Annotated in this window: 18 protein-coding genes and 2 tRNA genes; 7 read left to right on the forward strand and 13 right to left on the reverse strand. The window is 55.6% G+C overall.

The features are described 5' to 3' along the window. Window positions 1-130: 130 nt before the first annotated feature. The 3 genes from EXZ61_RS07760 to earP form a co-directional block, all read right to left on the reverse strand. The gene (locus EXZ61_RS07760) at window positions 131-1,339 is read right to left on the reverse strand and encodes an amino acid aminotransferase (RefSeq protein WP_142810641.1); all 1,209 of its coding nucleotides are present in this window, start codon (window positions 1,337-1,339) and stop codon (window positions 131-133) included. A 183-nt stretch (window positions 1,340-1,522) separates the two neighbouring features. After that, window positions 1,523-2,077, reverse strand: coding sequence for an elongation factor P (gene efp, locus EXZ61_RS07765; RefSeq protein WP_142810643.1), 555 nt, complete (start codon window positions 2,075-2,077; stop codon window positions 1,523-1,525). Window positions 2,078-2,180: 103 nt separating this feature from the next. After that, a complete protein-coding gene (gene earP / locus EXZ61_RS07770) occupies window positions 2,181-3,305 on the reverse strand; it encodes an elongation factor P maturation arginine rhamnosyltransferase EarP (RefSeq protein WP_342590569.1) in 1,125 nt (374 codons plus the stop codon). Window positions 3,306-3,466: 161 nt separating this feature from the next. Between earP and EXZ61_RS07775 the strand changes: the two genes are divergently transcribed. The 7 genes from EXZ61_RS07775 (at window position 3,467) to EXZ61_RS07805 (ending at window position 9,964) form a co-directional block, all read left to right on the forward strand. Beyond that, window positions 3,467-4,513, forward strand: coding sequence for an NAD(P)H-dependent flavin oxidoreductase (locus tag EXZ61_RS07775; protein WP_142810648.1), 1,047 nt, complete (start codon window positions 3,467-3,469; stop codon window positions 4,511-4,513). Between the two features lie 96 nt (window positions 4,514-4,609). Continuing rightward, window positions 4,610-6,598, forward strand: a complete 1,989-nt coding sequence (gene uvrC, locus EXZ61_RS07780) for an excinuclease ABC subunit UvrC (protein ID WP_142814153.1) — start codon at window positions 4,610-4,612, stop codon at window positions 6,596-6,598. An 18-nt stretch (window positions 6,599-6,616) separates the two neighbouring features. Beyond that, window positions 6,617-7,192, forward strand: coding sequence for a CDP-diacylglycerol--glycerol-3-phosphate 3-phosphatidyltransferase (gene pgsA, locus EXZ61_RS07785; RefSeq protein ID WP_142810650.1), 576 nt, complete (start codon window positions 6,617-6,619; stop codon window positions 7,190-7,192). 300 nt (window positions 7,193-7,492) lie between these two features. Next, window positions 7,493-7,765 carry an HU family DNA-binding protein gene (locus tag EXZ61_RS07790; RefSeq protein WP_142810653.1) on the forward strand — a complete coding sequence of 91 codons (273 nt, stop codon included), beginning with the start codon at window positions 7,493-7,495 and terminating at the stop codon, window positions 7,763-7,765. A gap of 17 nt (window positions 7,766-7,782) precedes the next feature. After that, window positions 7,783-7,858, forward strand: a tRNA-Val gene (locus tag EXZ61_RS07795). Between the two features lie 63 nt (window positions 7,859-7,921). Next, window positions 7,922-9,856 carry a SurA N-terminal domain-containing protein gene (locus EXZ61_RS07800; RefSeq protein WP_142810655.1) on the forward strand — a complete coding sequence of 645 codons (1,935 nt, stop codon included), beginning with the start codon at window positions 7,922-7,924 and terminating at the stop codon, window positions 9,854-9,856. Between the two features lie 32 nt (window positions 9,857-9,888). Then, window positions 9,889-9,964: transfer RNA gene (locus EXZ61_RS07805), tRNA-His, on the forward strand. Between the two features lie 46 nt (window positions 9,965-10,010). Here the strand turns inward: EXZ61_RS07805 and EXZ61_RS07810 are convergent. The 10 genes from EXZ61_RS07810 to EXZ61_RS07850 form a co-directional block, all read right to left on the reverse strand. Further along, window positions 10,011-10,598 carry a thymidine kinase gene (locus tag EXZ61_RS07810; RefSeq protein ID WP_142810657.1) on the reverse strand — a complete coding sequence of 196 codons (588 nt, stop codon included), beginning with the start codon at window positions 10,596-10,598 and terminating at the stop codon, window positions 10,011-10,013. A 30-nt stretch (window positions 10,599-10,628) separates the two neighbouring features. Continuing rightward, the gene (locus tag EXZ61_RS07815; protein ID WP_237219121.1) at window positions 10,629-11,423 is read right to left on the reverse strand and encodes a phosphatase PAP2 family protein; all 795 of its coding nucleotides are present in this window, start codon (window positions 11,421-11,423) and stop codon (window positions 10,629-10,631) included. Window positions 11,424-11,591: 168 nt separating this feature from the next. Next, complete coding sequence (locus tag EXZ61_RS07820) at window positions 11,592-12,176, reverse strand: EcsC family protein (protein ID WP_142810661.1); 585 nt, start codon at window positions 12,174-12,176, stop codon at window positions 11,592-11,594. Then, window positions 12,169-13,299, reverse strand: a complete 1,131-nt coding sequence (locus EXZ61_RS07825; RefSeq protein ID WP_142810663.1) for a 3'-5' exonuclease family protein — start codon at window positions 13,297-13,299, stop codon at window positions 12,169-12,171. The genes EXZ61_RS07820 and EXZ61_RS07825 overlap by 8 nt, the downstream gene beginning before the upstream one ends. Before the next feature lie 6 nt (window positions 13,300-13,305). Beyond that, window positions 13,306-13,470, reverse strand: coding sequence for a hypothetical protein (locus EXZ61_RS21890; RefSeq protein ID WP_168224719.1), 165 nt, complete (start codon window positions 13,468-13,470; stop codon window positions 13,306-13,308). After that, window positions 13,451-13,996 (reverse strand): NUDIX hydrolase, encoded by a 546-nt coding sequence (locus tag EXZ61_RS07830; protein ID WP_142810665.1) that lies wholly within the window; start codon window positions 13,994-13,996, stop codon window positions 13,451-13,453. Before EXZ61_RS07830 ends, EXZ61_RS21890 begins: the two co-directional genes overlap by 20 nt. Before the next feature lie 7 nt (window positions 13,997-14,003). Continuing rightward, window positions 14,004-15,056, reverse strand: coding sequence for a TRAP transporter substrate-binding protein (locus EXZ61_RS07835; RefSeq protein ID WP_142810667.1), 1,053 nt, complete (start codon window positions 15,054-15,056; stop codon window positions 14,004-14,006). Between the two features lie 142 nt (window positions 15,057-15,198). Then, window positions 15,199-15,927 (reverse strand): substrate-binding periplasmic protein, encoded by a 729-nt coding sequence (locus EXZ61_RS07840; protein ID WP_142810669.1) that lies wholly within the window; start codon window positions 15,925-15,927, stop codon window positions 15,199-15,201. A gap of 122 nt (window positions 15,928-16,049) precedes the next feature. Then, on the reverse strand, window positions 16,050-17,375 hold the full coding sequence (locus EXZ61_RS07845) for a TRAP transporter large permease (protein ID WP_142810672.1): 1,326 nt from the start codon (window positions 17,373-17,375) through the stop codon (window positions 16,050-16,052). Beyond that, window positions 17,372-17,863 (reverse strand): TRAP transporter small permease, encoded by a 492-nt coding sequence (locus EXZ61_RS07850; RefSeq protein WP_142810673.1) that lies wholly within the window; start codon window positions 17,861-17,863, stop codon window positions 17,372-17,374. The genes EXZ61_RS07845 and EXZ61_RS07850 overlap by 4 nt, the downstream gene beginning before the upstream one ends.

Here is a 17,863-nt window from a genome sequence, read left to right on the forward strand (position 1 = left end):
CTGCGTGAGATTTTGGGAAAAAAGTGCCGATTGCGCCCATGGAATAAGCGCTGGCAGCTACTAAAAAAATAGCGTATGGTGCTGGGCCTTAAGGGCCTGCCCCATACGCTAACCATGGCTTAAAGCGTGCTTAGATGACCTTGGCGATCGAGGCGCAGACGTAGTCGATGTTCTTCTCGTTCAAAGCAGCCACGCACATGCGGCCGGTGTCGGTGCCGTACACACCAAACTCATTGCGCAGACGCACCATTTGGTCCTTGGACAGGCCGGAGTAGCTGAACATGCCGATTTGCGTGGTGATGAAGCTCATGTCTTGCTGCACGCCTGCCGCCTTGAGTCCGTCCACCAGCTTTTGGCGCATGGCTTTGATGCGCACACGCATCTCGCCTAGCTCTTGCTCCCACTGCGCACGCAGCGTGGGGTTGCTCAGCACCGCAGCGACCACTGCGCCACCATGGGTGGGTGGGTTGCTGTAGTTGGTGCGGATCACAATTTTCAATTGCGACAACACGCGGTCTGCCTCTTCTTTGCTTTCGCACAGCACGCTCAAGGCACCCACGCGCTCGCCGTACAGGCTGAAGCTCTTGCTGAACGAGGTGGACACAAAGAAGGTCAGGCCAGCGGCCACGAACTGAGCGATCACGGCGCCGTCTTCCTTCAAGCCGTAGCCAAAGCCTTGGTAGGCCATGTCCAAGAAAGGCACCAAGCCCTTGGCTTTGACCACTGCCACCACTTGGTCCCATTGCGCAGGGCTGATGTCGTAGCCGGTGGGGTTGTGGCAGCAGGCGTGCAACACGGCCACGGTGCCAGGGGCTGCCGCTTTCAGGTCGGCCAACATGCCGTCAAAGTCCACACCACCTTTGCCGCCATTGGCTGCTTGGTTGAAGTAGCGGTAGCTTTCGACGGTGAAACCTGCGTTGGTGAAGAGCGCGCGGTGGTTTTCCCAGCTGGGGTCAGAAATCAGCACTTTGGCGCTGGGGTTGAGCTTTTTCAAAAAGTCAGCACCCAACTTCAAACCGCCGGTGCCGCCAATGGCTTGCACGGTGGCCACACGGCCGGAGGTAATGGGTTCGCTGCCTTCGCCAAACACCAAAGCTTTGACACCCGCGTCATAGGCGGCGATGCCGTCGATCGGCAAGTAGCCACGCGCTTTGGGGTCTTGGCTCATGGTCTTTTCTGCGGCTTGCACGCATTGCAGAAGGGGCAGTTTGCCGTTGGCGTCGAAGTACACGCCCACGCCCAGATTCACTTTGGCTGGGTTGGTGTCAGCGTTGAATTGTTCGTTCAAACCCAAAATTGGGTCGCGGGGGGCCATTTCGACGGCAGAGAAGAAAGACATGGAGGAGGTCCTGTGGTGGTGAAAAGGGGAATCCAAAAAGCCGGGGCGCTGCTTGCGCGGCGCTTCGCTATTTTACCGAGGGTGGGTTTTTACTCACGCGCTTGCGAATCTGAGGGGCTTGCGCTCGGGATGCGATGGGCACAAAAAAGGCTTCCGAAGAAGCCTTTTTGAAACGGGGAAACCTTAGACGCGCTTGCGGTATTCGCCAGTGCGTGTGTCGATTTCGACCTTGTCGCCTTGCGCCACGAAAATTGGCACACCGATTTCGAAACCGGTAGCGATCTTGGCAGGCTTGAGAACCTTGCCAGACGTGTCGCCCTTGACAGCAGGTTCTGTCCAAGTGATTTCACGCACCACGCTGGTGGGCAGTTCCACGGAGATGGCTTTGCCGTCGTAGAACACCACTTCAACAGCCATGCCGTCTTCGAGGTAGTTGAGCGCGTCGCCCATGTTTTCGGCTTCCACTTCGTACTGGTTGTACTCTTCGTCCATGCACACGTACATAGGGTCAGCGAAGTAGGAGTAAGTGCAATCCTTTTTGTCCAAGATGACTTGGTCCAACTTGTCGTCCGCTTTGAAAACCACTTCGGTACCGAAATTAGCAATCAGGCTCTTGAGCTTCATGCGAACGGTTGCAGAGTTACGGCCGCCGCGGCTGTATTCGGTTTTCAGGACGACCATGGGGTCTTTACCGTGCATGATGACGTTGCCGGCACGGATTTCTTGAGCGATTTTCATGGGTTAGTAGCGGTTGTCGCTGTTGGCGTATGTAGGCCGCAGTCTGCGGCGGGGCATGATTTACCCGTGTGATGCCACGGCAAATTCAGCAAAGCCTTGGATTTTAACGGTTTTTCTGCACAAAACCTATAAGCTGGCTTGCCAAGTCGTCTTGAGCGCAAAGGCGCTGGCGCGCGGCCTCGGCTTGCAGTGCCCACTGCGGCCAGTCTTTGAGCAGGGTGATCAGCGGGTTTGCCGCGTGCGGCATGGCATTCCACGCTGAGTGAAATTGACGCCATGAGGGGCTGGCGTCCAGCATATCCAAAAAGGCGTTGAGCTTGTCGTGGTGGGCGTTGTCGTCCTGCGGGTAGATGTTCCACACAAAGGGCTTGCCCGCCCACAGCGCGCGAACAATGGAGTCTTCGCCGCGCACGCAGTTGAAGTCGCAGGCCCAGAGCAAATGGTCGTAATCGTTTTGGGTGAGTGGCGGCAAGTATGAAATTGATAGCTGCCCGCGCTTAACCAGTGAGCGCTGCAGCCATTTTTCTTCCAAATGTCGAACGGCTTGCGTCGCGCGTCCATGGGTGACCAGCAGTTGGGTGGGCGTGTCGGCGTGGGCCAGCGTGTCCAAAAATGCTTCGAGCAAAGGCGGCTCGTAGCAAAACAAAGAGACCAAGCGTTCGCCTGTCCACTGGATGCCGTGACGGCCCAACCACGTGCTGCGGTCGAAGCCAGATTGACGTCGGTCTAGATCGGGCTCCCGCAACAGTCCGCCAGTGCGGTCAGTGAATCCGGGGTAGAAGAAATGCTTGGTCCAAGCTTTGGCTGGGCCGTGCATGACAGGGGAGGGTAGGCCGTGGCAGCGCTCGGCGTAGGGCTCGGCACTCAGGTACTCCAAATTGATCCAGACTGGAGGTTTATGAGGTGAATTCTGGCCATTCGCGCCCATGGAGGCTGCGTAGGTCGCTACAAATTCGGGAGCAATTTCACAGCCGAACGCTTCAATCCACACATCGGCAGGTGTCAAGGTGGCCAGGGTTGGGGCATCAGCAGACAAGGCCCAGTCCAGCACAGAGACGCCGACAACATGGCCCTCCAGCGCGCCCGGTGCCATCCAGCGCAGCGCGCTTGCATCGTCCACCCAGAGTCGAACGCTATGACCCGCTGCAGCCATTTGCTGGCTCAAGCGCCAGCAAATGCCAATGTCCCCAAAGTTGTCGACCACGCGGCAAAAGATGTCCCATTGCATCGGTTGCTTGTAGGGGCTTGGTGTGTGAGCAGCGCTTGGCATAGACATATGGGTATTGTCAGCCACAAGGTCAATGGAGCGAGGACTGGCCAAGACCTCAGCGTCGTGCGTCAGAATGTGCCATCGCTCTTTGTCGTTGATTGCTGTTAGGCAGGTACTTTATGGATTTGCGGTCGCTTCTCACTATTGATGTTCCGCTGGTACAGGCGCCACTTGCTGGCGTGCAGGGCAGTGCCATGACCATTGCGGTGTCTAACGCTGGGGCCTTGGGGTCTTTGCCTTGCGCGATGCTGAGTACGCAGGCACTGCATGAGGAGTTGCTGGCTTTGCAGGCGCAGACCACGCGCAGCTACAACCTCAACTTTTTTTGCCACCAAGAGCCAGCGCCAGACGCTGGGCAACAAGCACGATGGATGCAAGCCTTGGCACCGTATTACCAAGAGTTGGAGGTAGACCCGGCCAATGTAGACACTGGCCCTGGGCGTAAGCCTTTCAATGCTGAAACTGCGGAGCTGATTGCGCAGTTCAAACCCCCGGTGATCAGCTTTCACTTCGGCCTGCCAGACCCCTGTTTGCTGGAGCGCGTGCGCTGCTGGGGTGCCAAGGTGTTGGCCAGCGCGACCACTGTAGAAGAGGCCATTTGGCTGCAGGCTCACGGTGTGGATGCAGTGATTGCGCAGGGTTTGGAGGCAGGCGGCCACCGCGGCATGTTTTTGACGGACGCGTTGAGCACCCAAATGGGTACCTTTGCCTTGCTGCCGCAAGTGGTGCGTGCAGTCAACGTGCCCGTGATTGCCGCCGGTGGCATTGCAGACGCCACGGGTATACGCGCTGCCATGGCCTTGGGCGCTGCGGGCGTACAAGTTGGAACGGCCTATATGTTGTGTGATGAGGCTACAACCTCGCCCATGCACCGCGCTGCGCTGCAAAGCAAAGCTGCGAGCCACACGGCGCTCACCACCTTATTCACGGGGCGTCCCGCCCGCGGCATCATGAATCGCCTAATGCGAGAGTTGGGGCCACTTAATTCTGCCGCGCCTGCGTTCCCAATGGCCACAGGGGCGGTGGCCCCCCTGCGCGCCAAAGCCCAGAGCCTGGGTTCAGGTGATTTCTCGCCGCTGTGGGCTGGCCAAAACGTCTCCGGCTGTAAGCCAGTTTCTGCGGCGGTGTTGACACAGGAGTTGGCGCTAGGGTTTGATGCGTCCTAATGGCCTGATGCCCTTATGGGCCGCCGGCGAAACTGCACAATATGCGCCATGACAGCCCCATTGCCCGAGCCCCCCATTCCAACCCATACAGAGCCAATGTCCCCCGAGGGCGAAAAGGCATGTTTGCACCCAGAGCAATTGCTTAATGACGTAGCGTCCCTGCCGCCCTTGCCGGGCGTGTACCGCTACTTCGATGCGCAAGGCCAGGTGTTGTATGTGGGCAAAGCCATCAACCTGAAGAAGCGGGTATCGAGCTACTTTCAGAAGAACCACGGTGGCACGCGCATCGGCCATATGGTGAGCAAAATTGTGCGCCTAGAGACCACCGTGGTGCGCTCAGAGGCAGAGGCGCTGCTGTTGGAAAACAACCTCATCAAGACGCTGAATCCTAAGTACAACATTTTGTTTAGGGATGACAAGAGTTACCCCTATTTGAAAATGACGGGCACGCCACCAGCGCCCAAAAACATGGCGCCTAGCGAGGCACTTGTTACTGCGAAGACACCGTTGCCCGTAGAGTTTGCCCGGGTCTCCTATTACCGTGGCGCCGTGGAGAAAAAGCACCGCTACTTTGGCCCGTATCCCAGCGCGTGGGCGGTGAAAGAAGCTATTTTGCTGATGCAAAAAGTGTTTCGCCTGCGCACCTGTGAAGACCCGGTGTTTAGCAACCGCACACGGCCTTGTTTGCTGTACCAAATCAAACGTTGCTCCGCACCCTGTGTGGGTCATATCAGCCCCGCCGATTACGCCCAAGATGTGGCCAATGCAGAGCGATTCTTGCGTGGTGAAGCGCAAGACGTGATGCGAGGCCTAGAGGCGCGCATGATGGCGCATTCAGACCGTTTGGAGTTTGAGCAAGCGGCGGAGTTGCGCAACCAAGTGGCGGCGCTCTCCAACGTGTTGCACCAGCAGTCGGTAGACAACGTGTCTGACCGCGACGTAGACATCTTGGCGGTGAAAGTGCAGGGTGGCAAAGCTTGCGTGAACTTGGCCATGGTGCGGGGTGGTCGCCATTTAGGAGATAGGCCGTATTTTCCTGCCCATGTGGAAGACGCGTCTGCCTTGGCGGATAGCGACGATATGCAGCCCAAGACCAGTGTCGAAGTCCAAGTGCTGGAGGCGTTCTTGGCGCAACACTATATTGACGTTGCCATGCCTTCCGTCTTGGTGGTCAGTGAGCCAGTGAGCAAAGACTTGTTGCAGGCACTATCTGATCGCATTGGCGTCAAAGTGAGTGCAGTCCATCAGCCACGTGAGCAACGCCGCGCATGGCTGGATATGGCGCAAACCAATGCTGCTTTGCAATTGGCCCGTTTGCTCGCCGAAGAAGGCTCACAGCAGGCGCGCACCCGTGCCTTGGCGGATGCACTGGATTTGGCTATGGATAACTTGGAAGAGTTGCGCATCGAATGCTTTGACATTTCGCACACGTCGGGGGAGGCAACCCAAGCATCATGTGTGGTGTTTCATCATCACAAAATGCAGAACGCAGAGTACCGCCGCTTCAATATCGATGGCATCACGGGTGGTGATGACTACGCTGCCATGCGCCAAGTGTTGACGCGCCGCTACGGCAAACTGGCCGAGGCCCTAGCAACTGCCAAGCACACGGGGCAGCCACAAATTGGCACCGGGCGTTTGCCCGACTTGGTGCTGGTGGACGGCGGCAAGGGGCAGGTGTCTATGGCACGTGAAGTCTTTGAAACACTAGGCCTCGACTTGTCGCTCATCGTGGGTGTGGAAAAAGGCGAGGGCCGCAAAGTGGGCCTCGAAGAATTGGTGTTTGCTGATGGACGGGACAAGGTCTACTTGGGGGCTGATTCAGCCGCACTGATGTTGGTGGCGCAGATTCGCGATGAGGCCCATCGTTTTGCCATCACTGGCATGCGTGCTCAGCGCGCAAAAGTGCGAGTAGGTGGCAGCAAGTTAGAAGAAATTCCAGGCATAGGCCCCAAGCGTCGTGCCAAACTTCTGCAGCGTTTTGGCGGGGTGCGTGGCGTGGCGCTGGCCAGCGCTGCGGACATTGCAACAGTGGATGGCATCTCACACGATTTGGCGGAAGAAATTTACCGGGCGCTGCATTAGGCGTGCCACAATCCAGCCATGTTTATGACGATACCTACCATCATGACGTGGACGCGCATCTTCGCGATCCCGTTGATAGTTGGCGTTTTCTATTTGCCAGATTCGATGGCATCTGGCGCTGAAAAAAATCTGATTGCAACACTCATGTTTGTGGTGTTCGCAGCCACTGATTGGCTGGACGGATACTTGGCTCGCAAGCTCAATCAGACATCGTCATTTGGTGCGTTCCTTGACCCAGTGGCGGATAAATTTTTGGTATGCGCATGCGTGCTAGTTTTAGTGCATTTGCAGCGGGCCGACGCCTTTGTCGCCTTGATCATCATTGGGCGCGAAATTGCAATTTCTGCATTGCGAGAGTGGATGGCGCAAATCGGTGCATCCAAAAGCGTTGCCGTGCACATGATTGGCAAGTTAAAAACGGTGTCGCAAATGGTGGCGATTCCCTTTTTGCTGTACGACGGAATGCTGTTCGGTTTGATTGACACGCATCTTTGGGGCTTCTGGTTGATTTGGGGTGCCGCCGTGCTCACGGTGTGGTCCATGGTGTACTACTTGCAAAAGGCATTGCCAGAGATTCGAGCGCGAGCACGGTAGGGCAACTCTGCAATGGCGGTTGTTGCAAGCCGTTGGTGCTGTAACAAACTTGTTTCAAAAAAATCTTCAGACCTTCCCAAAAATCAATGCAAAAAAGCGACTAGAATTCCGGTCCGCGCTGCAGTAACAGTGGTTCTGTTTTAGATAAGATTGTTTCTACTTCTAAATCGTTCATTGATTGCATGAGCCAAGAATTGAAGTTTGCTTCGCCAGTCACAGAGGTGCCCAGAGCGCTAAATGATTTGAGCAAAACAACGGTTTGAGACATTTAGAGTATTTGATTGCAAACAAGGGGCCTTTGTGAATAAAACAGAACTTATTGAGCACATCGCGAAGCACGCTGATATTTCCAAAGCAGCCGCCACACGTGCACTTGAGTCCACGATTGGTGCAGTCAAGACAACCTTGAAAAAGGGCGGTACGGTATCATTGGTAGGTTTTGGTACATTTGCTGTTGGTAAGCGGGCTGCGCGTACTGGTCGTAATCCACGCACAGGCGATGCGATTAAGATCAAGGCAGCAAAGGTTCCAAAATTCCGCCCAGGAAAAGCATTGAAAGATGCATTGAACTAGTATTAGGATTTCAGGCGGGGTGATTAGCTCAGTTGGTAGAGCGGCGCCTTTACACGGCGTAGGTCGGCGGTTCGAGCCCGTCATCACCCACCACCCCCTCAATAAAAGGCGAACAGATTTGTTCGCCTTTTTTTGTTTTATCTGGAGATTTAGCGCATGTTCGATTTTGTTCGCAAGCACACGAAGGTCATGATGTTCCTCATGTTCTTGCTGATCATCCCCGCCTTTGTACTGGTAGGTGTTGACGGATTCAAGAGCTTAAACGGGGGGGGCGCTGCGGTCGCAAAGGTAGGCAGTACCAGCATTACCCAAGGGGACTGGGATGCCGCGCACAAGAACGAGATCAGCCGGATCACTGCTTCCATGCCGAACATCGATGTGAAGCTTTTGGAATCACCCGAGGCACGCTATGCCACCTTGGAACGGTTGATTCGCGAGCGTGTGTTGGCTGAAGCTGTTAAGAGTGAGCATCTCAATACCTCTGACGCACGCTTGGCACGTGAGCTCCAGCAAAACCCCGCCATTGCATCCTTGCGCAAGGCGGACGGTAGCTTGGACATTGAGCGCTACCGCCAGTTGGCAGCCAGCCAAGGGTTGACTCCCGCAGGGTTTGAAGCGCAAATGCGCCAAAACCTCTCGTTGCGGCAAGTGGAGTCCGCCATTGTAGGAACCGCCTTGCCATCACCCGTGCTCGCGGACATTGCCTTGAATGCTTTCTTTGAAAACCGTGATGTGCAGATCGCACGTTTTACCCCATCCGACTTTGCGAGCAAAGTCGTAGCTTCTGATGCCGATCTGGAGGCCTACTACACCGCAAATGCTGGCTTGTTCCAAGCCGCAGAAACAGCCAACGTAGAGTATTTGGTTTTAGATGTGGATGCGATCAAAAAAACGATCTCCGTGAATGAAGCAGACCTCAAGACCTACTACGAACAAAACGTAGCACGTCTGAGTGCCAAGGAAGAACGCCGCGCAAGCCACATCCTCATTAACGCGCCCAAAGAAATGGCATCAGCAGACCGGCAAAAAGCCAAAGAGCGTGCCCTTGAAATCTTGGCAGCAGTGCGCAAAGCGCCTGATACGTTTGCAGAGCAAGCCAAGAAAAATTCACAAGACCAAGGCTCCGCAGCTGCTGGCGGTGACTTGGACTACTTTGCCCGCGGGGCCATGGTGAAGCCTTTTGAAGACGCTGCCTTTGCGATGAAAAAAGGGGATATCAGTGACGTTGTGGAATCCGATTTCGGCTTCCACATCATCAAGCTGACAGATATCAAAACACCTAAGCAACGAAGCTATGAAGAGTTGCGCCCCGGATTGGAGGCTGAATTGAAGGCAAAACAAGCGCAAGCTAAGTTTGCTGAACTTGCCGACCTGTTTACCAACGGCGTATACGAGCAAGCAGATAGCTTGAAACCGATCGCAGAGCGCTTAAAGCTTGAAATCAAAACTGCCACGGGAGTTAAGCGAACCGCTGCCCCTGATGCCACCGGTGTCTTGGCTAATCCCAAGTTGCTAGCTGCACTCTTTAATCCAGATGCATTGGAGAAAAAGCACAACACGGAAGCATTGGAAATTGCGGTCAACCAATTGGTCTCTGCCCGTGTAACCCAATACTCACCGGCCAGAACACTGCCGTTCGCAGATGTGCGGGCGAGTGTCAAAGAGCGCTTTGTGGCAGCTAAATCAACAGAGATGGCCAAAAAAGAAGGCGCAGACAAGCTGGCTGCATGGAAAACAAGCCCTGCGTCTGCTAACTTGCCCGCATCTGTGATGCTGTCTCGCGATCCCGCACAACCCATTAAAGGCGCACTTCTGGAAGCTGTGTTGCGCGCGGACACTGCCACATTGCCTGCTTGGGTTGGTGTGGACCTTGGCTCACAAGGATACGCAGTCGCACGCATCAACAAAGTGTTGCCGCGTAATCCCGTTCCTGAAGCTACCGCTAAGCAAGAGTATGCCCAGCACGCACAATGGTTGGCTTCAGCTGAGAACCAGGCGTACTACAACTACTTAAAGGCAAAGTTCAATGTCCAAGTGAAGGTTCCACGGCCTTCGCCAGTCGTAAATGATTTGCAAGCAAGCGGCCAATAGACAAATACCGAGGTTATAATATTGCTCTTACGGTGGCTGTAGCTCAGTTGGTAGAGTCCAGGATTGTGATTCCTGTTGTCGTGGGTTCGAGCCCCATCAGCCACCCCAGATAATAAAAAGCCCGCCTTTCATCTGAAGGCGGGCTTTTTTCTTTTCAGTTGCTTGCTGGCAGCGCAACTTCCGAATCTTTGTAGAAGCATCGCGCGCAGACTTGTTGATAGCGTTCGTTGCCTCCGATTTCCACTTGTTGGCCCTCCCTGACGCGAATGCCTTGTGCGTCGAGCCTGATGTTCATAGTGGCTTTGCGGCCGCAGGCGCAGATGGTCTTTATTTCTTCTAGGTCATCGGCCAATGTGAGCAGATGCGCAGCTCCCGGAAACGGATTGCCTTGAAAGTCCGAGCGCAGACCAAAGCAGATGACTGGAATGTTGAGCAGGTGCGCTACCTGGTGGAGCTGGCGGACTTGGGCGATGCTCAAGAATTGAGATTCGTCAATCAATACGCATGCAAGTTCTCGGTGTTTTGCCAGCAGCGTGTAGAAGTCTGTTTGCGCATCAAAAACACCTGCCTGTCGATTTAGACCTAGGCGTGACGCAATGCAACCTGTTCCACTGCGGTCATCGATGCTCGCGGTGAAGAGCATGACCTTTTGGCCTTGTTCTTCATAGTTGTAGGCGATTTGAAGTAATGAAGTGGACTTGCCAGCATTCATTGCTGAGAAACGGAAATACAGCTTGGCCATAGGTGTGTATGGAGAGGATTGGTGGGGTGCTTAGTGCTCCTGACCGCGGTCAGGAGGCGGGCACATTGACGCTAGTCTTGCTTTGCTTAGTAGCCACGGTACCACGAGTGAAACGAGGACACCGCTAGTGATTCCCGCCACTAACGCCCAGAGCATTGGAGTTATGGCCCAGGCCGCTCCTGCTAGTTTGAGTGCTTTTTGCTCAAGGTAGAGGCAAGCTGCACCTATGAGGGCTGCCAAAACCTTTTTCCACCACAAAGTGGGTGGTGCGAAACCGACGTAACGTTCGTCGGCTTCAAGACTCCACAGGGCGGCGATGAGCCAAGCGGCCAACATGGGAATGTAGTCAGGCGCCACCCCGGGCCACGCCGCCAAGGCAATGCCTGATATACCGGCTACACCGAGGCTTTGGCGAGTGATGCTGTGTGACTGAACCCAGTTTTGCACGGATGGTGCTTGTGAAACCAGTAAGCTGACGGAGCCTAAGGCTGCTCCGGCCAAAACGTCCTCGAGGTCATGCACGCCCAAATACAGGCGACTAAACATGACGCCAAGCGCTATCAACGTAAACACCATCCATGCCCATACCTTGCGAACTTCCAAAGCGAGGCCTATCCATAGCACGACTGCCAGTTGCGCATGCCCACTAGGCAGGCCGTAGCTGTTGCCCACCATGCCGTCTAAACGCAACTCTAGTGGTGGCCGTGGATCTTGGAAAATGTCCTTGATCAATGCGTTGACCAGTGCATTTGCGGCTACAAGAACCAGTAGCCGCAAGAAGATGGTCTTGCTGCTGGTCCAGTAGCCTATTGCCACGAAGAACATGATGAAACTGGTATACCCAAGCCACGAGAATGCCAAGGCTAGCTGCGTTGCTTCCGGGCTTCGCAAGGGCAAGACCCATGCTAAATCGTGCAGGATGTTCACAAGAAATTTGCTCTTAAATTGATAGCTTTGCGCGCTTAATGGTTGCGCGCTAGCGGGCAGATCGGCTCAATCATTGACTGTGATGCGTTCAGCAAACAAAGACTCGGCATTTTTGGCTACTTGGATGGTGTCAAAGTAGGCGTAGGCGCCCACTCCAAGTGCACCTACCATAGGCACAAAGCGTGCTGCCCCTTTGCTCACTAGAGTCTGGGTGAGTTTGGCTCCCAACTGTTGGGCGATGGCCTGCAAGACCTTGCCAGACATCTGCTGAATGACGACGCGCTCTCCAATGCGGACTGCGACATCCCTGAACAACTGCGCAGACACGTGTTTGAAAAGACAGTACAGCATCTGTTCACGGCCCATGTTCTGCGAAGGCTGTCCGTAAACGGCGGCAATATCTGCCACCATTTGCGCTTGAATTTTCCAGACACCAATCAGCTCTGGCAGCACAGTCGCCCATCCAAGTAGACCTGGCGGCAACGATAGAGTACCCGCCAGCATGCTGGCTTTGCGGGCGGCGGCGCGCGCAATGGTGTGGGCGCGTGCTTGCGGGTTATCCGCAGTGGTTTCGTGGCTCGTGGGTACCGCCAGGACCAAGCTAAAGATGGCTTCTGGCAACGCTGATAGTGCAGACTCTGGCTTAGTCATGGTGCGACGGAAACGCGATGAGCTTGCTGCCAGATCCTGCAGCTTGGGTCAAGCGATGACCTACCGCTTGGTAGCAGTGCAGATCAAACGCAGCAGTTTGTCGGCTGCGCAGCAGCTCTTCTAACTCCCCCTCGTCTTGGGCTGACCCTAGGTAGCACCATTGGTCAAATAGATGTATGGTGCTGCGTCCATTGATCGGGTGATGTTCGCGGATACCGATTTTTCCTGGGTGCGGCCATGGGGGTAGTACCAGCGCATCTAAGGCTTGCTGCTGTGCCTTTTTGCTGACCTTGCGATTCATGGTGGGCTTGAGTTGGGCAATCTGCTTGGCTTCAAGCAATGCGGAGCCAATGTCCCCGGCTGTTTCTTGCCATTCCACCCGTCGCACGGCTTGGGTAATGCGCTTCTCACGCGCAAGCTTGGTGGCTGATTGAAAGTGCCAAAGCACCCGCATGCGCATGTTTGCAGCTTTTCCAACAAACAGGGGAACAGCGCTATCAGCCCACAGAACATAGACCCCCGGTGCCTCGGGAATGTCGGTCATAGAGGTTTCCAGTTGTTCCGGAACGACGGAGCCTCCTGCGACCAGTGCGTTGGCCTCGCGCTGCACCGTTTCCAGGCCAAGCTCGTGTGTTGCGATGGCAAGCCAAGCCAGCACAACGTCTACGTCGCCCATGGCCCGGTGGCGCGCAAGGTTTACCAGCCCGTGGCGTTGGGCTATGGCGTCCAGACCATGCCCCTTGTGCTGCGCATAGAGCTTGCGGGACAAGCGCACCGTGCACAGGGTTTTGGCCTGCAACGTTGTGCCCAAGCGGCCCAATTCACTCTGCACAAAACCATGGTCAAAGCGCACGTTGTGGGCCACCAAGACCGCACCATCCAAGACTTGCATGAGTTGTGGCGCTACCTCGGCAAACGATGGCGCTTCGCGCACCATGGCGTTCGTGATGCCGGTGAGTGATTGGATGAACTCTGGAATCTCTACGCCCGGGTTAACCAAGGTGCTCCAACGTGCCACCTCTTTGCCGTGCTCTACCCGCACGGCTGCAATTTCAGTGATCCGATCCTGGGCAGTGTTGCCCCCGGTGGTCTCCAAATCCAACATGACATAACAGGGCAGCATGGCGCATTAACAGAAAATCAGGGCCAACCAGACGGGGTCGTCCAGCAAGTTCATCGCGGCATAAACGCCTGCCATATGGCCCCATACCTTGAGGGCTGCCATTTTTTGGGAGCGGGGCAGGGCGCGCCAATAGACCCACTGGGCGGGCAGGCTAAATGATGTCGATCGCATGAATGCTGTAATGCCCGAGGTGGTAGTCCGCAAAGTAGCGCTGCAAGGTTTCCTTGACGGTTTTGAAAGCAATGTCATCCCAAGGAATTTCATCCTCGCGGAACAAGCGGGCCTCCTGTGTTTCTGTGCCCGGGTTGAACTCAGGGCTCAACAACTTCGCCCGGTAAAACATGTGCACTTGCCCCACACGCGCCACATTCACCAATGAAAAAAGGCCCTGCATTTCAAACTGGGCGCCCGCCTCTTCGTCGGTCTCGCGTGCTGCGCCTTCGGCGGTGGTTTCGTTGAGTTCCATAAAACCAGCTGGCAGGGTCCACATGCCAAAACGGGGTTCTATATTGCGTTTACACAGCAAGACTTGGTCGCCCCAATGGGGTACGGTGCCCACCACATTCAGTGGGTTTTCGTAATGGATCGTGACACAGGCTGGGCAAACCGCTCGGTGTTTGGTGTCGCCGTCATCTGGCACACGGTACACCACGGCAGTGCCGCACTCTTTGCAATGTTTGATGGGAGTTCGCAACATGGGGGTGCTACACCTTGAGGGTTTTGCCGTGCTTTTCGATCAGCGCCCGGGCGGTGTCGCGTAGCAACTTGCCATCAAAGCCACGTTTATTCATTTCTTCTATCCACTCCACCTCTACCAAAGCCGCTTTGCGTTTGAACTCTTGGGCATCGGCAGCAGTGATGGTGTACACCGTATTGCCGCGGTCGGTGGCGGACTTCTTTCCTGCGGGGTCATTGGATTGCTGCTGCTTGCCCAACCAGCCCGAGGTGGAAAGGCCAGAGTTGTTGTCAATCACCTTTTTTAGGTCATTGGGCAAACTCTCATAGCGCGCTTTGTTCATGGTGAGCACAAAGCCTGCGGTGTAGAGAGCCCCCGCTTGAGCGTCAAATTCACTGTGAAATTTGGTGAGCTCTTGCCCCTTGATGGAGGGCAACACTTCCCAGGGCAGGGCACACGCGTCGATGGTGCCTTTGGACAGCGCATCCGGGATGGCTGGCAAGGGCATACCCACTGGGATGGCGCCTAGGTAGCCCAGCATCTTCGTGATCGGGCGAGAGGGCCCACGCACCTTCATGCCCCGCAGGTCTGTCACTGACTTGACGAGCTTGTCGCGCGAGTGGAGAACGCCAGGGCCGTGCACGTTGGCTGCCAGTAAATGGGTGTCTTTGTAGTCGTCGGCCGCTACGGTGTGCAGATAGTCCCACAAGGCCTTTGAAGTTGCTTCTGCATTGTTCATCATGAACGGCAATTCAAACGCTTCTGTTTTGGGGAAACGCCCGGCGCTGTAGCCGGGTAAGGTCCAAATTACGTCGACGACACCATCTTTCACTTGGTCGTACAACTGGGCGGGGGTACCCCCTAGTTGCATGGCTGGGTAGGCTTCAAACTTGATGCGTCCGCCAGATTCTTTCTCCACCTTGTCCATCCACGGCTTGTGCATGGTCAGCCACACGCCAGACATCGGTGCCATAAAAGTGTGGAACTTGAGCGTGATGCTTTGCTGGGCAAAGCCGATCAAAGCTGGTGCAGCCAGCGCCGCAGCAGCGCCAGACTTGAGAAGAGTGCGTCGTTGGATCATGGTGTAAATGGGGCAGAGTACCTTACTGTACTGTACCGAAACACCGTTGGTTTTGCAGGTGGGCTAGCTTGGGCCCTAGCTTGGGGTCATCTTGCGAGTCCGCCAGCCTAGGACACTGCTAAGCTGGCTTGGACAGTGCGCGCTATTTGGTGTATTTCTTGATGATGGCTGCGTACTTGCCTGAGCTCTTGAGTTTGGCGAGGCCGGCGTTGAACTGGGCGGCGGCTTCTTTGCTCTTGAACGCGACTTTGTATTCGGTTGCAGGAAAGATCTCGGCGATGGTGACTTCTTTGCTCACGTCCACATCTTTGATCTTGCTCTTGAAGTATTTGTAGATGTGGATGTCCATCACGATCACATCAGCACGCTCAGAAAACAGCATCTTGACTTGGTTTTCTTGAGATGGAAACTCGGCATAGTTGGGGTTGCCCTTGGCCATGGCGGCATAGTCTTTGCCAAGGTACAAGGTTGCGTCTTGGAATGCCACGATGCGCAGCTTGCCTAGGTCAGCAATAGAGCCTACTTTGATCCCTTTGGACTTGAGAGACACCGCTACGTTTTGGTAGGTGATGTGTGAATCTGAATACACGGCATCTTGAATGCCCGCAGCCTCATTGACGGGGGTAATGGCGTCCGTGCTGCCATTGCTCAGGCTTACCTTTACACGGGCAAAGGGCAGATACACCAGCTTGATCTTGGCGTCCGCCGGCAGCGCGCCGCGAATCACTTCAACTTCAATGCCGGTGTCACCTTCTTGGATGATGTACGGCGGCAGTGACAACCCTAGGCCCAGCCTCAACTCTTGGGCAGATGCGTTGTGGGCCATGCCCATCGCCACTAACACTGCTAAACCTAGTTTCACAAGTTTCATCGCATTCTCCAAAGGCAAGAAGGACGTGGCACTTGATCAAGAAGTGATAGGGGCGGTCCTGCGGGGTTTGTAGCGATGGAAGTGTGTGCTGTCAAACCCGAAAAGGCCTGTGTAAGTGCCTGCTAACGGATAAAGCCCACCAAATAAAGGGAAATGCCGGGAAACAAAAGCAGCAACACCATGCGCAGGGTGTCGCTGATCAGAAAAGGCATGACCCCACGGTAGCTCTCACCAATCGGCACATCTTTGGCCATGCCATTGACTACATAGACATTGAGCCCCACAGGTGGCGCCAACATGCCAAAGCCCACCGTCATCAAGACCATGATCCCGAACCAGATGGCAGCAGATTCTTTGGGCAGCCCAAAGTCCAAGCCATTGATGATGGGAAAAAAGATGGGAATGGTGAGCAGCAGCATAGAAAGCTCGTCCATCACCGAACCCAAGACCACGTAGAAAACCAAAATGCCCGTCACCACCATCAAGGGGCTAACACCCCAGCCATGCACCAGGCCCGCTAGCTGATTCGGCACTTGGGTGAGCGCTAGAGACGCGTTCATGAGGTCGGCACCCAAGAAAATTAAAAATACCATGGCAGACCCTTCGGCCGTGGCGTAGAAACACTGCGCCAGTTTGGCCATGGTGAGCTCGCGCTTGAGCAAAGCCGCCACAAAGGTAGATGCGGCCCCTACGGCAGCCCCTTCTGTAGGGGTAAAAAAACCACCATAAATGCCACCAAACACAATGCAAAACACGGCTGCGATGGGCGCAATGCCTATCCAGTCGCCCATCTGCAGAGGGGGGTGACCTTGGCTAGCGTCCACTGACGGCGCGTGACCAGGCACTAGCCGCACGTAGACCGCAATAGCCACCATATATCCCAGCGTGGCAATGATGCCTGGCACCATCGCAGCAGCGAACAGTTTGGCAATGTTTTGCTCCGCCAAAATGGCATAGATCACCAAAGGCACCGACGGTGGAATCAAGATGCCCAGCGTGCCGCCAGCCGCTAAGGTGCCCGTGGCCAAACGGCCTGAATAGCCATGTCTGCGCATCTCTGGCAAAGCCACTGAAGTGATGGTGGCCGCTGTGGCTACTGATGAGCCACAAATGGCCCCAAACGCGGCACTGGCCAGTACGGCCGCCATGGCCAAGCCACCCTGAAAGCGCGACATGACACGGCTGGCAAACGCAAACAGGGCTCTGGATATGCCCCCTTGGGTCGCAAAGTTGCCCATCAACAAGAAGAGCGGAATCACGGAGAGGTCATAACTGGCAAAGCGCGCAAATGCCATGTTGTTCAAAAAGCTCAGCAAAGGCTGCGCACCCGCTTGCACAAGGTAGCCCAGTGCGCCGGCAGCAAACATAGCCACGGCGATGGGCGTGCGCAGCGCCATCAGCAGCAACATGGCGCCAAAGATGACGAGTGCATGCGCAAATGGGCTCATGGACTTGCCTGGGCATAGGTGTTGGGGGCGATGCTTTGCCGCAGCGCAATCAAGGCCGTGAGTAGTAACGGCGGCACCATCCCGAAGTACACCACCCAATCTGGAAAACCCAATAGCATGCTGCCCGAGTGGTTGTCCCAGGCGTTGAGCCCACCTAGGCTGGTGCGCCACGCCAGCATGGCCATCAAAGCGCACACAGCCAAAGCACCCAGCCGGTCCAGCTTGGCGTTGGTTTGGGCACTTGCTCGGCTGGTAAAGAAGTCCACCAAGATATGGCCACGCTTGCTCTGACACCAGGGCATGAACAGCGCTACGGCCAGCCCGCTGGCGACACCCGTGAGTTCAAAATCACCCACCACAGTGACGTCCAGCAGGTTGCGCCCTAGCACGCTGGCGCAGGTTAGCAACGTGACCACGGTGAGTAATGCGCCGCCCAAAACCGCGCAGACTTTGGCAAGTAGCTCCAACACGGCAGGCAGCTTGCGCAT

Origin of the sequence: Rhodoferax aquaticus (assembly GCF_006974105.1) — a bacterium.
GTDB classification, from domain to species: Bacteria; Pseudomonadota; Gammaproteobacteria; order Burkholderiales; family Burkholderiaceae_C; genus Allorhodoferax; species Allorhodoferax aquaticus_A.